Annotated in this window: 13 protein-coding genes; 9 read left to right on the plus strand and 4 right to left on the minus strand. The window is 62.2% G+C overall.

All coding sequences use genetic code 11. The features are described 5' to 3' along the window. Nucleotides 1–95: 95 nt before the first annotated feature. A complete protein-coding gene (locus B208_RS0113740) occupies nucleotides 96–611 on the minus strand; it encodes an HPP family protein (protein WP_007979546.1) in 516 nt (171 codons plus the stop codon). Nucleotides 612–774: 163 nt separating this feature from the next. Between B208_RS0113740 and B208_RS0113745 the strand changes: the two genes are divergently transcribed. Next, nucleotides 775–1,896 carry a glycoside hydrolase family 15 protein gene (locus B208_RS0113745; RefSeq protein WP_007979545.1) on the plus strand — a complete coding sequence of 374 codons (1,122 nt, stop codon included), beginning with the start codon at nucleotides 775–777 and terminating at the stop codon, nucleotides 1,894–1,896. A 51-nt stretch (nucleotides 1,897–1,947) separates the two neighbouring features. After that, on the plus strand, nucleotides 1,948–3,006 hold the full coding sequence (gene mfnA / locus B208_RS0113750; protein ID WP_018128932.1) for a tyrosine decarboxylase MfnA: 1,059 nt from the start codon (nucleotides 1,948–1,950) through the stop codon (nucleotides 3,004–3,006). A gap of 10 nt (nucleotides 3,007–3,016) precedes the next feature. Here the strand turns inward: mfnA and B208_RS0113755 are convergent, their stop codons facing one another. Further along, nucleotides 3,017–3,592, minus strand: coding sequence for an HVO_2922 family protein (locus B208_RS0113755; protein WP_232423800.1), 576 nt, complete (start codon nucleotides 3,590–3,592; stop codon nucleotides 3,017–3,019). A gap of 103 nt (nucleotides 3,593–3,695) precedes the next feature. On the opposite strand from B208_RS0113755, the gene B208_RS0113760 reads away from it, so the two are divergent. Further along, nucleotides 3,696–4,262, plus strand: a complete 567-nt coding sequence (locus B208_RS0113760; RefSeq protein WP_007979540.1) for a YqaA family protein — start codon at nucleotides 3,696–3,698, stop codon at nucleotides 4,260–4,262. Between the two features lie 849 nt (nucleotides 4,263–5,111). Beyond that, nucleotides 5,112–7,190, plus strand: coding sequence for a methionine--tRNA ligase (gene metG / locus B208_RS0113765; RefSeq protein WP_007979538.1), 2,079 nt, complete (start codon nucleotides 5,112–5,114; stop codon nucleotides 7,188–7,190). Between the two features lie 7 nt (nucleotides 7,191–7,197). Here the strand turns inward: metG and B208_RS0113770 are convergent, their stop codons facing one another. After that, on the minus strand, nucleotides 7,198–7,482 hold the full coding sequence (locus tag B208_RS0113770) for a GYD domain-containing protein (RefSeq protein ID WP_007979536.1): 285 nt from the start codon (nucleotides 7,480–7,482) through the stop codon (nucleotides 7,198–7,200). A gap of 115 nt (nucleotides 7,483–7,597) precedes the next feature. Here B208_RS0113770 and pyk point away from each other — a divergent pair, with 115 nt between their 5' ends. The 5 genes from pyk to B208_RS0113795 all read left to right on the plus strand — a co-directional run bounded on the left by pyk (nucleotide 7,598) and on the right by B208_RS0113795 (nucleotide 12,119). Continuing rightward, on the plus strand, nucleotides 7,598–9,346 hold the full coding sequence (gene pyk / locus B208_RS0113775; RefSeq protein WP_007979534.1) for a pyruvate kinase: 1,749 nt from the start codon (nucleotides 7,598–7,600) through the stop codon (nucleotides 9,344–9,346). A gap of 35 nt (nucleotides 9,347–9,381) precedes the next feature. Beyond that, a complete protein-coding gene (locus tag B208_RS0113780) occupies nucleotides 9,382–9,564 on the plus strand; it encodes a DUF7312 domain-containing protein (protein ID WP_007979533.1) in 183 nt (60 codons plus the stop codon). A 38-nt stretch (nucleotides 9,565–9,602) separates the two neighbouring features. Next, nucleotides 9,603–10,136 (plus strand): NfeD family protein, encoded by a 534-nt coding sequence (locus B208_RS0113785; protein ID WP_007979531.1) that lies wholly within the window; start codon nucleotides 9,603–9,605, stop codon nucleotides 10,134–10,136. Nucleotides 10,137–10,265: 129 nt separating this feature from the next. Then, nucleotides 10,266–11,402: an SPFH domain-containing protein gene (locus tag B208_RS0113790; protein WP_007979529.1), complete on the plus strand. Its 1,137-nt coding sequence runs from the start codon at nucleotides 10,266–10,268 to the stop codon at nucleotides 11,400–11,402. A 102-nt stretch (nucleotides 11,403–11,504) separates the two neighbouring features. Next, nucleotides 11,505–12,119, plus strand: coding sequence for a winged helix-turn-helix transcriptional regulator (locus B208_RS0113795; RefSeq protein ID WP_007979526.1), 615 nt, complete (start codon nucleotides 11,505–11,507; stop codon nucleotides 12,117–12,119). A 204-nt stretch (nucleotides 12,120–12,323) separates the two neighbouring features. Here the strand turns inward: B208_RS0113795 and B208_RS0113805 are convergent, their stop codons facing one another. After that, on the minus strand, nucleotides 12,324–12,563 hold the full coding sequence (locus B208_RS0113805; protein ID WP_007979522.1) for a DUF7123 family protein: 240 nt from the start codon (nucleotides 12,561–12,563) through the stop codon (nucleotides 12,324–12,326). Nucleotides 12,564–12,725 lie beyond the last annotated feature (162 nt).

Here is a 12,725-nt window from a genome sequence, read left to right on the forward strand (position 1 = left end):
AATCCGATTTTTCGAACGATTTCGGAAAGCGCTCCAACACCGTATTTGCTCGCCGCTAAAGCGTGGTTCGCCGGGCGAGCAGTAGGGAGGGTAGCTTATTCACCGGAATAGATTGGATGTGGTCTACCAACTACTCGTTTAAACAGAAACAGTACAGCAGTATCCGACGCTACGAGGAGAACGATACTCACAACGATAATCACGACTTGAGTCGAGGTCGAGAGTAATCCAAGGGAGACGATAAGCGTCGTTGCGCAGGCGGGAGCGTGAATCATGTCGGTTGCAATCATCGCCCAACTAGTGAGAACAATCGAGACGACTGCACTCGCAACGAGGTGAAATTCTTCAGCTGAGCGGGCGGGGGGCAGTGCTGTGATCGCTGCACCATCTCCAAGCAAATGAAACGCAACAAATCCGGCGACACCGCCGATGAGATGCCCCCCGACAATCCGATACACCTGTCGTCGGTCTCTCCGGCGCTCGAACGCCAGCATGAATGCGGATGGGCCAAGGCTCGGGAAGATAAACGGCTCACCACTCATCCATGCAACGAATCCGAGAACGGCGAACAGAAATCCCGCATAGAGACCGGTTTCAACGTGCTGTCTCATACCGATTTGTCAGCCCTTTTCATCGACATACCCTTTGTAGACGTATCGAAGACAACCGTTGTATGTACTTCTATTCGCTGTCGGTGCCGACCGTGAACCAGTCTTCCTATCCCGACAACTTTTCTTCAATTTTATATGTCAGACCGGGTAATTGTCGCGGGAGATGAATTGGAAACCGGCCGGTATCGCCCTCCTCACGGCGATGATTCTCGTTGCAGGTTGTCTCGGTGGTCACGCCGGGACGACGAATGTCGCATCGGATACGACCACACAGACGGCATCGTCCACGACGACAGCCACGACCACCACCGAAACGACGATTTCCCCGGCGGATGCCGACCTCCCGCCGGGTGTTACGACCGACGGGATTTCGGACGTGGACGCGCTGGTTTCGGCCCACGAATCCGCCCTGCGCGAAACCGGCTTTCAGTTCGAGGCCCGCCAAACGTCCCGCGCGGACGGCAATACCACAGTCGCCGTCCAGCACGGCCGCGCCACCGCGGGGCTGTCCACCGTGTTCACGCGGCTGAACATGACCGGTAATTTCCACTATCGGAGCACGGTGTGGAAAAACGACTCCACCGTGATTTCGCGCGGCACGAGCGAGGAGGGGACGCGGTACCGAATCCGTCCGCGAGAAGAACGCGGCGTGGCGAAATCGAACACGATTCGGTCGATACTCCACACCGGGGAGTTCGCCATCGACCACGTAGCGAGCGTCGATGACGGAACCCGAATCACGCTTCACGCCGACCGATTCTCCGGGAACGGCGGCTTCGAGAACGTCACCGATTACGACGCCACGCTGGTCGTGGATTCGGCCGGTCGCGTTCACCGCTTCCACCGATTCATCGAAACCGATGGGCGAACCCGGTCCATCGACTTCGAATTCCTCGCGGCGCGCTCGGACGCCATCGACCGTCCCGAGTGGACCGACGAGGCGGGGCGGGCGGTCCACGCCGACCTTCGAACCACGACCGACTCCGGCCGTCTCGAAATCGAACACCGCGGCGGCGACGCGCTTCCGGCCGGTTCGAGCATCGAACTCGGCCACAATGGAACGACGTACGCGGCGACGTTCGAGCACGCGCTCGAACCCGGCGAGACGGCGTACTTTTACTTCCCGAGCGACGGCGGCGACCCGATGCTGACCCGGACCGACCCAGGTCGTGACGCTGGCACGCGGTTCGAGGGCAGTTATTCGCTGACCATCGTCACCGCGTCCGACGTCATCGTCCAGTCGAGCGGCTTTTCCGTCGGGTACGACGAGTCGAGCGCGCCGTAGCGAGCCGTCGCGTAACGGAACCAATAAACGGGTTGCGTCGAATTCTGGGGTATGCAGGTGGCCGCGAGCCAATCGTTCCGCCGGGTACTTTCCTCGATGTGTACCGAACCGCATCCGGCGGCGCGCGACGCCGCCGAACGATTCTTGGCGTCGAATCCGGGCGACCCGACGACGTACCCCTCCGTCTCGGCGTTGGAGGATGAGGCCGTATCACTGCTCGGTGATATCACCGGGCTTTCGAATCCGCACGGCTACGTCGCGAGCGGCGGCACGGAGGCGAACATCCAAGCGGTTCGAGCGGCGCGTAACCTCGCGGCGACGGACGACCCCAACGTCGTCGCGCCCGAGAGCGCCCACTTCAGTTTTCAGAAGGCGGCGGACGTGCTCGGCGTCGAACTCCGACTCGCGGCGGTTGCGGACGACCGCCGCGCCGACCCGGACGCGATGGCCGAACTGGTGGACGACGACACCGTTCTCGTGGTCGGCATCGCGGGAACGACCGAATACGGGCGCGTAGACCCGATTCCTGCCTTGGCGGACATCGCCCACGATGCGGGAGCACTGCTCCACGTCGACGCCGCGTGGGGCGGTTTCGTCCTTCCCTTCACCGACTACGAGTGGAACTTCGAGCACGCGGCCGTGGACACGATGGGTATCGACCCGCACAAGATGGGGCAGGCGGCGGTTCCGGCCGGTGGCTTTCTGACCCGCGAAAAGCGCGTCCTGGACGCGCTGGCCGTCGAAACACCGTATCTCGAATCGACATCCCAAGCAACCTTGACCGGAACGCGAAGCGGCGCGGGCGTCGCCAGCGCGTGGGCCGCGATGGACGCGCTCTGGCGTGACGGCTACCGCGAGCAGTTCGAACGCTCACAGGCGAACGCGGAGTGGATAGCGGACGCCTTCGACTCGCGGGGCTACGATGTGGTCGACCCGGTGCTCCCGTTGGTCGCGATCGACGTCCCGCGCGAGACGGTCGAAGCCCTGCAGGAGCGCGGCTGGCGCGTCTCGCCGACCGGCTCGGGCGAACTCCGAATCGTCTGTATGCCCCACGTCACCCGCGCGATGTTGGAGGAGTTCGTCGCGGATTTGGACGCCGTTCGCGCGTAATCGCCGTCGGTTACGACTCGGCTGGTCGCTCCGACTCTTCCACCGGCGCGCCGAGCGTATTTCGTTTGACGCTCTTTATGCCATTCTTCGCGGCTTGTTTCGACGAGTAGCCCTCGCCGCCGTCGGCGATGATGTTCCCGTTTCGGTGTACGAGTCGCCAGCGCCACTCGCCGCCGTGGTCCTCGTACACTTCGAACGTCGCCTGCGCTGGCGGGCGGAGCGCCTCCACGACGCTCCCGTCCTCCTGCGTCACCGCGACGGGCCACGAATCGGGCTCGGTGCCCGTCTCTCTCGTCGTCGATTTCCCCACGTCGCCCCTGTTCGCCAATCGGCCGACGAACCCGGCGACCGACGACCCGTACTCCTCTATCAACTCCGCGCTGAGGCGTTTCTCCAGCACCGATTCGCCGTCGCGGGTGACGGCGATTTCCCGCCCGCGGAGTTCGACCGTTCCGGCCGACTCCTCCCATTCCCCGTCGCGTCGATACTCGACCGTCGCCGTCACCGCCGAGCCGTCGTCCGTGTACGCCACCCGCATTTGCAGCGTCGGATGTACCGTGACGCGGTATTCTCTGTCCGAGTTCACACCCTCGGTTCGTCACGGGTCGGCATCAGTCTGTTTGCTATCTGGTAGCACGTTTCGGGGTCCAATCTCAACCTTTACATCGGTCGATTGCGGACCTACTCCTGTGCTCGATATCCTCGCTTCGGTCGTCGATGTCGCCACGAACGGCGTCGTTCTCGGATCCCTCGGGGGGTTGACGGATGCCGTCGAACACGCGACGGGTTGGTTCGGTCTCGTACTTATCGCCATCTACTCGTTCCTCATCTCGTTCCTTCTTCCCCTCCCCAGTGAGGTCGTCCTCCTCGCACCGCTCGACCTCGGGGTCGGCAAACTCGGACGAATTTCGCTCATCATCCTTCTCAGCGGTCTCGGCAAGGCCGCGGGGAGCGTCTTCGCCTTCCACATCGGTCAGGAGGCGAAACAGTCCGGTCCCGTCATCCGCGCGCTCCGCGGCTCGAAAATCGACATCGTGGAGTGGTCGGAGCGAAAGACGGTCGGTCTCGCTCAGAAGTGGGGGTACCTCGGACTGGCAGGGGCGCTGTGCGTCCCCGGCTTCCCCGATACCATCTCCATCTACGCGTTTTCGATTCTCGAAACGGATTACGTGAAGTTCGCGCTGGCGTCGTTCGCCGGGAGCGTCGGCCGACTGGTGTTGGTGACGCTCGTCGGTGCTGGCGTCCTGTCGCTCTGAAGTGGACCCGACGGGTCGGCGTCGATACCGTCGTTTCTCCGACGTTCTCGTCCGCTCGCTACGAAATGAGTTTACCTGAGAGGATGCTCCGAGTGGAGCAACAGCGAAGCAGCCCTCGAAAGCCCCACCCGCTCGCGGTCGTCGGAAGACGTTCCTGCTCACTTCGTTCGCGGGCGTGCGACTTCCGTGGTCACATTCACGTCCGTTCATGTGACCGCTGTGCGGGATATTCTGGCCTTTCCGCGCCGGAAGAGCACGCTCTTCCGTGCTCTCGTTCGTTGCACTCACGAGAACTCCGTTCCGCTCATCCACCGTCAGAGCGTTGCTCTGACGAGCCATTCGTTCGTTCCGTTGTCACTCACGAAGACCTCGAACGCTTCAATGGGGCGACTCAGACGATGGCTCGCGGCGGTGCCGCTCGCTTGCGAGGTTTCTTTGAAACCTTGCTGTCTTCGTCGCCCCGCCAGCGCGCGCGGTACCGTGGATAACTCGGATTTCTGAAACCGATGGTTCTATCCTCCTTCCGGCGGGCGAGCATTTATATACTGTCACGGACCTATCGCACGGTATGTGCCGGACGGCCCACCTCACTCGGATGCCTATGCGCGGGCAGCAGTAGCGTCGGGTGAATCCTTCTGGGCCGGTCGTCGGTCGGTATCCGGGGTGAAACCCGTCCGTTTGGAATATTCGGAGAGCGACCGCTACGCGAACGACCCCACCAACCATCGAAGACAGTACATCACGCATGACGAGACGAAATCAGGAGCGACGGACGGGACAGGAGAGACGGAAGCGACGGCAGACGGAGAAATCGGCGGTTTTTACACCCACAGAAACGGAGTCGATAGCATGAGTCACGACGACTATCCCACCGAGGAACCCGCGGTGGTGACGTGCGGACTGCCCTACGCGAACGGGGAGTTGCACATCGGCCACCTCCGAACCTACGTCGGCGGCGACGTCTACTCGCGCGCGCTCGAAACGCTCGGCCAGCAGACCGCGTTCGTTTCGGGATCGGACATGCACGGCACGCCGGTCGCCGTCAACGCCGAGAAGGAGGGCGTCTCGCCCCGCGAGTTCGCGCTTCGCCACCACGACAAGTACGAAGCGACGTTCCCCAAGTTCGACATCGAGTTCGACAACTACGGTCATACCGACGACGAGACGAACACGGAACTCACCCAGGAAATCGTCCGCAAACTCGACGAAGAGGGCTACATCTACGAGAAGGAGATCAAAGTCGCGTGGGACCCCATCGAGGACGACCCGCTTCCGGACCGCTACGTCGAGGGGACCTGCCCGTACTGCGGTGCCCACGCCCGCGGCGACGAGTGCGACGAGGGCTGTGGTCGCCACCTCGAACCCGGCGAAATCGAGGACCCGACGAGCATCCGCACCGGCAACCCGGCGGAGTACCGCGAGCGGACGCACAAGTTCTTCCGCGTCTCGGAGCTACAGGAGTACCTGCAGGGGTTCATCGACCGCCTCGAAGGGACGAGCAACGCGAAGAACCAGCCCCGCGAGTGGATAGAGGGCGAACTACAGGACTGGTGTATCTCCCGCGACATGGACTGGGGCATCGATTATCCTGGTGATGAGGGAGATGAAGCGTCCGAAGACCTCGTGCTCTACGTCTGGGTCGATGCACCTATCGAGTACATCGCCAGCACGAAGCAGTACACCGAGCGCGTGGGTGCGGACACCTACGACTGGGAGGAACCGTGGAAGGACGCGGGCGAAATCGTCCACATCATCGGCCGCGATATCATCCAGCACCACACCGTCTTCTGGCCCGCGATGCTCCACGTCGCCGAGTACAACGAACCTCGAGCCGTCATGGCGAGCGGCTTCGTCAACCTGAACGGCAAGGGCTTCTCGACGAGTCGCAACCGCGCCGTCTGGGCCGACGACTATCTGGACGAGGGCTTCGCCCCGGACCTCCTGCGCTACTATCTCGCCACCAACGGCGGCTTCCAGCAGGACGTGGACTTCTCGTGGGACCGCTTCCAGGAGCGCGTCAACGGCGAACTCGTCGGCACGGTCGGCAACTTCGTCTACCGGAGCCTGCTGTTCGCGGCGCGGAACTACGACGGAGCGCCGGACGCCGAGACGAGCGACGAGGTGCGCGAGCGAATCGAAGACGCGATAGACGAGTTCACCGCGGCGGTCAACGACTACTCCATCAAGGACCTCGGCGACGCCGCGACCGCGCTCGCCGCGTTCGGCAACGAGTACATCCAGCGCAACGAACCGTGGAAGCTGACCGACGAGGACCCCGAACGGGCCGAACAGGTCATCTACGACTGCGTGCAGCTGTCGAAGGCGCTCGCCGTGCTCTTCGAGCCGATTCTCCCCGGTAAAGCCGAAACCCTCTGGGCACAACTCGGAGAGGACGGCTCGGTGCACGAGACCGTCGTCGCGGACGCGCTCGCCGCGCCGCGCGGCGACTTCGGCGAACCCGACGAACTGTTCGCCCAAATCGAAGACGAGCGCGTCGAGGAATTGAACGAAACGCTCGACGAACGCATCGAAGCGGCTACGTCGGACGAGGACGAAGCCGACGACGAACACGAGGACGAAACCGTGAGTGACCACAAACCCATCTCGGACGACCGAATCAGCTTCGACGAATTCCAAGACCTCGACCTCCGCGTCGGCCGCATCGAGTCGGCGGAACCGATAGAGGGTGCCGACGCCCTCCTTCGACTCGAAGTCGATATCGGCCCCGAAACCCGGCAGATAGTCGCCGGTCTCAAACAACTCCACGACGTGGAGGACCTCGAAGGGAAGAAAATCGTCGTCGTCGCCAACCTCGAAAAGGCCGAACTGTTCGGCGTCGAGAGCAACGGCATGGTGTTGGCGGCGGGCGAGGAGGCCGACCTGTTGACGACCCACGCCGACGCCGAACCGGGCACGAAAATCAAGTAGTCGCGGTTCAGAGGTCGTCTACGAGCGTTGCGAAGTCCTCCATCGGAATTATTTCCATCGTCTGCATGTCGAGGCCGTAGCGTTCGATGCACAGCGACGCTTGATACGCGGCGTCCCGGTCCTCGGCGTCGATGACGAGGAGGAAATCGTACTCTCCGAGGATTGCGTACGTCGATTCGAGCGTCGCGCTGTGGGTTTCCAGTTCGTTTCGGACGTCCCCCCAAATCGACGCGAGTTCCTGTACGTTCTGGTAGTCCCGTTCGACGGTGACGAGCGAGGCGTACGTCGACATATTTTCCCGCTTTGGAGGCAACACAAATATCGGTTGTGGCCGGATGTGTCACCGTTTGAACTCGGCCGCGAGTTAACTGTAGGGTTTTTTTGGGGGCACGCACCAATCATCGCGCATGAGAAACGCGAAAATCGTCTGTACCCTCGGACCCGCGTCCGATTCCAGGAGCACGGTTCGAGAACTCGCAAACGCCGGTATGACCGTCGCGCGGGTGAACGCGAGCCACGGCTCGCGCGAGGACCGAGCCGAACTCATCGACACGATTCGCCGCGTCGACGAGGCGACCGAAAACCCGCTTTCGGCCATGCTCGACATGCAAGGGCCGGAAATCCGAACCGCGGAAGTGGACGAGCCCATCACCCTCGAAACCGGTTCGACCGTCCGGTTCGTGGAGGGCGACGACGCGACGCCGGAGGAGGTCGGCCTCTCCGTTTCTATCTCGAACGCCGAACCCGGCGACGCCGTTCTTTTGGACGACGGTCGAATCGAGACGGAGGTCGAGGAAGTCGAGGACGACGCCGTCGTCGCGCACGTCGTGAGCGGCGGCGAGTTGAGCAGTCGCAAGGGTGTCAACGTCCCCGGCGTCGAACTGGGTCTCAGCGTCGTCACCGAGAAGGACCGGCAGGACCTCCGTCTCGCGGCCGAGAAGGGTGCCGATTTCGTCGCCGCGAGTTTCGTCCGCGACGCCGACGACGTGTACGAGGTCAGCAAGGTACTGGAGGAGTTCGGTGCCGACATCCCCATCATCGCCAAAATCGAGCGGCGCGGCGCGGTCGATAACCTGGACGAAATCGTGGACGCGGCCTACGGCGTGATGGTCGCCCGCGGCGACCTCGGCGTCGAGTGTCCGATGGAGGACGTGCCGATGATTCAAAAGCGCATCATCAGGACGTGCCAGCAGGCCGGAGTTCCGGTTATCACCGCGACGGAGATGTTGGACTCGATGGTCCACTCCCGACGGCCGACGAGGGCGGAGGCGTCCGACGTGGCGAACGCCGTCCTCGACGGGACCGACGCCGTGATGCTCTCCGGTGAGACGGCCATCGGCGACCATCCGGTTCGCGTCGTGGAGACGATGGACCGCATCGTCCGTGAGGTCGAGGAGAGCGATGAGTACGACGAGACGCTCGAACAGCGCGTCCCGATGAGCGACGACACGCGCACCGACGCCATCGCTCGATCGGCCCGCTACCTCGCCCGCGACATCGGCGCGAGCGCGGTGGTCGCCGCCAGCGAATCCGGGTACACCGCGCTGAAGGTGGCGAAGTTCCGCCCCGGCGTGCCGGTCGTGGCGACGACGCCGAACGACAGGGTTCGACGGAAACTCGCCCTCTCGTGGGGCGTCAACGCCCAGTACACCGACCTCGGCCACAGCGTCGAAACCATCGTGGAGGACGGCGTGCAGGCCGCGCTCGACGCCGGTGTCGCGGAAAGCGGTGACACGGTCGTCGTCCTCTCGGGTATGATGAGCGAACTGGACGGTTCGGACACGGCGAACATGTTGAAGGTGCACGTCGCCGCGGAAACCATCGCGACGGGGCGGAGCGTGGTTCGCGGGCAAACCGTGGGACCGGCGGTGCGGTCTTCGACCGGCGACCTCTCGGAGGTTCCGTCGGGGGGCATCCTCGTCCTCGAACCGGATTTCGACGGCGAGTTCACCGGCGATACCTCACGCCTCGCCGGTATCGTGGATTCCCGTCCGGGGATGACCGGCTATCCGGCGTTGATCGCGCGCGAACTGGAGATCCCGATGATAAGCGGCGCGCCGCTCGGCCCGACCGTCAGCGACGGCGACGAGATCACCCTCGATGCGGAACGCGGCGTCGTGTACGACGGCGACGTTCGCTCGTACGACCGCTCGTAGCCAGCCTTTTGGTCACCGGACCCGTATCCTGACGTATGTCCGACTGGAAGTACGACGTGGACGATGTTGGTGAGGATGCCGACGATGCATCTCCCGACGTTTTCGCCGAGAGCGAACCTCTCGAACCGGGGTCCCCTTCGGCAGAGAACGTGCTGTTCGTGCTGCTCGGTGTTCTGACTGTCGTCTTCATGTTTCTCCACGTCACCGGCGTCGCCTAACCCACAAACCCTTAATCGTTCGACACCAAGGCCCACCCATGGCATCGCCCTTCGATTCGCTTGCGCTTTTACTCGTCATCGCGGGTGCAGGGCTCGCGTTCGCGGAGGCGCTCATCCCCGGTGCACACTTTATCGTGGTCGGTATCGCCCTCCTCCTCGCCGGATTGCTCGCCCTCCTCTTTCCGCCGCTCGCCCAGCCGTTCGTGCTCTCGTTCCTCGTTCTCGCGTTCGGCGCGCTCGCGTTCTACGGCTATCGGAACCTCGACCTGTACGGTGGCAAAGGCTCCGGTCGAACGAAGGACTCCGATTCGCTGAAAGGAACGACCGGTCACGTCACCGAACGCGTTACGCGCTCGGGCGGACAGGTGAAACTGGAAAGCGGCGGCTTCAACCCCTACTTCGCCGCTCGGTCGATGGACGGTGAAATCCCCGAGGGGACGGAAGTGATGGTCATCGACCCCGGCGGCGGTAACGTCGTCAAGGTCGAACCCATCGATTTCATCGAGGACGCCATCGACCGCGAACTCGCACGCGAGCGAGCCGGCAAGGAGAAGGAGACGGAAGAATTGTAATTATCGACTCCTTTCGTGTCGAATAATATGGGATAAAGTAGCAGAATACTTAACAAGTATCTCTCCCAACATCCGAACGTAATGCTGCCCACAATACCCCTGCAGAGCGCTCCCATGACTGGGGGCTTTATGATAGTCGCACTGCTGTTGTTACTGCTCGCCGTCGTCACCATCTGGCAGGCAGTCGAAATCGTTCAAGCGACGGAGAAGCGAGCGCTGACCGTCTTCGGTGAGTACCGCAAACTCCTCGAACCGGGTATCAACTTCGTTCCGCCGTTCGTTAGCAAAACCTATCGCTTCGATATGCGGACACAGACGCTCGACGTGCCGCGCCAGGAAGCCATCACGCGCGACAACTCGCCCGTGACCGCCGACGCCGTGGTCTACATCAAGGTGATGGACGCGAAGAAGGCGTTCCTCGAAGTCGAGGATTACAAACGCGCCGTCTCGAACCTCGCCCAGACGACGCTCCGTGCCGTTCTCGGTGACATGGAACTCGACGACACGCTCAACAAGCGCCAGGAGATCAACGCGAAAATCCGCCGCGAACTCGACGAACCCACGGACGAGTGGGGAATTCGCGTCGAGAGCGTCGAAGTCCGTGAAGTCAACCCGTCCAAGGACGTCCAGCAGGCGATGGAGCAACAGACCAGCGCCGAACGGAAGCGCCGCGCCATGATTCTCGAAGCGCAAGGTGAACGACGGAGCGCCATCGAGAAAGCGGAGGGTGACAAGCAGTCCAACATCATCCGCGCGCAAGGTGAGAAACAGAGCCAGATCCTCGAAGCGCAGGGTGACGCAGTTTCCACCGTGCTTCGCGCGAAATCCGCCGAATCGATGGGCGAACGCGCCGTCATCGAGAAGGGGATGGAGACGCTCCAAGCCATCGGCGAGGGCGAGTCCACGACGTTCGTCCTGCCGCAGGAGCTCTCCTCGCTCGTCGGCCGCTACGGCAAGCACCTCACCGGCAGCGACGTCGCCATCGACGGCAAGCAGGACTTGGAAAGCCTCGACTTCGATTCCGAGACCCGCGAACTACTCGGACTCGATGACATCGACGAAATCCTCGGCCAGATAGACGAGGAAGCCGAGATGGACGTCGAAGCGATGGAAAAGGAAGCACAGGCCATCAAGGAAGGCGAAGACAAGGCGAACATCAAGAGCGCCGACGAAGTTATCTCGGAGATGGACGCCGAGATGAAGTCCGACCAAGCAGAATCGCCCGACTCGGAGTCCGAAAGCGAACTCGAAACCGAAGTCGAATAACAGTCCTCCACCGTCCGACTCGTTTTCGGTCCGACCGTTCGGTCATTGTAACTGTCTGTCAAGCGAAGCTGTTTTACGTTCCCCAGTTGTACGGATGTGTAGATGGTTCAGCCCGGGAACGTCGATGAAAATAAGCGTGCGACGCTCCGCCGTTTCGCGGTTTTGGGAGCGGCAACGCCATTGACGAAGCTCGCTGATGGGAATCACAGCGGCGAGCGAAGCGAAGCCCGCGACGCGATTGCGGGCTACGTCACGACGACACCGGGCGCACACTTTTCGAAGGTACGCGACGACCTCCAACTCGGAACCGGCGAAACGCAACATCACTTGCGACAGCTCGTCGAACTCGGCGTCGTCGAGAGTCACCGGGACGGCGATTACAGGCGGTTTTTCCCCGCCGGAAAGTTCTCCGCGTTCGAGCAGGTCGCGTTGAGTTACCTCCGGCGCGACACCCCGCGGGGCATGCTGATAGAACTCCTCCGCACCCCCGACGCCACCGGCGGCGACCTCGCGGCCGCCCTCGACGTTTCGCGGCCCACGGTGAGCAAGTACGCCGCCGATTTGGACGAGAAGGGACTGCTCTCGCGTGAAGACGGGTACGCCGTTCGTCACCCGGAGACGCTCATCACTTTGCTCGTTCGGTACGCTGACTCTTTCGATGCGAACGCGGAACAGTTCGCGGGCGAGGCGGCGAATCTGATCTCGTTCGACCCGTGAAATCCGGCGTTTCCGTTCGACTCTCGAACATCTCCGTCCGTTTGATTGGTTCGAGTTGACCGGTTCGAGACGTGACGAAGAACCGGTTAGACGACCGTATCGATGCCGGTAAAATCGTGCCGATAAAAGCAGGTTCGACGAAACGGATGGATGACAGTCCCGACGATATCAGCGATGAAACCCACTGGGGCGACGCGTTCTCGCTCAGGCGCTGACTTTCCACGTCGTCGAGGAGGAGTACCCCCACTTCTCGACTTCGACGTCGAAGTTTCCTTCCGCGATGGCGGTCATGTTCGTGCCGACTTCCTTCGCGGTGAGTCCGAGTTCGTCGCCGATGAGCCGCGATTTGAAGTACGTTTTTGTCGTCCCGTTTTCACGAAGGTACCGGAGGATACGCTGTTGTTTGTCAGTAAGCGTGGTCGTGCCAGCAGTGGTGGTGCTCATACTCCTATAGTGGGAGGATACGACCTTAGTGGGTTTGGTACGAGTGGTTAACGCAACGCCGTCTTGTGATTTCCTCTTCAATCCTTGTGAATATAATTCCTCCCGTGGGGGTGGTTGGTACGGTTGGTTAACGCTCGGTTGTAGGCGGGTTCGCACGTGCAA

Source organism: Haladaptatus paucihalophilus DX253, from assembly GCF_000376445.1.
GTDB classification, from domain to species: domain Archaea; phylum Halobacteriota; class Halobacteria; order Halobacteriales; family Haladaptataceae; genus Haladaptatus; species Haladaptatus paucihalophilus.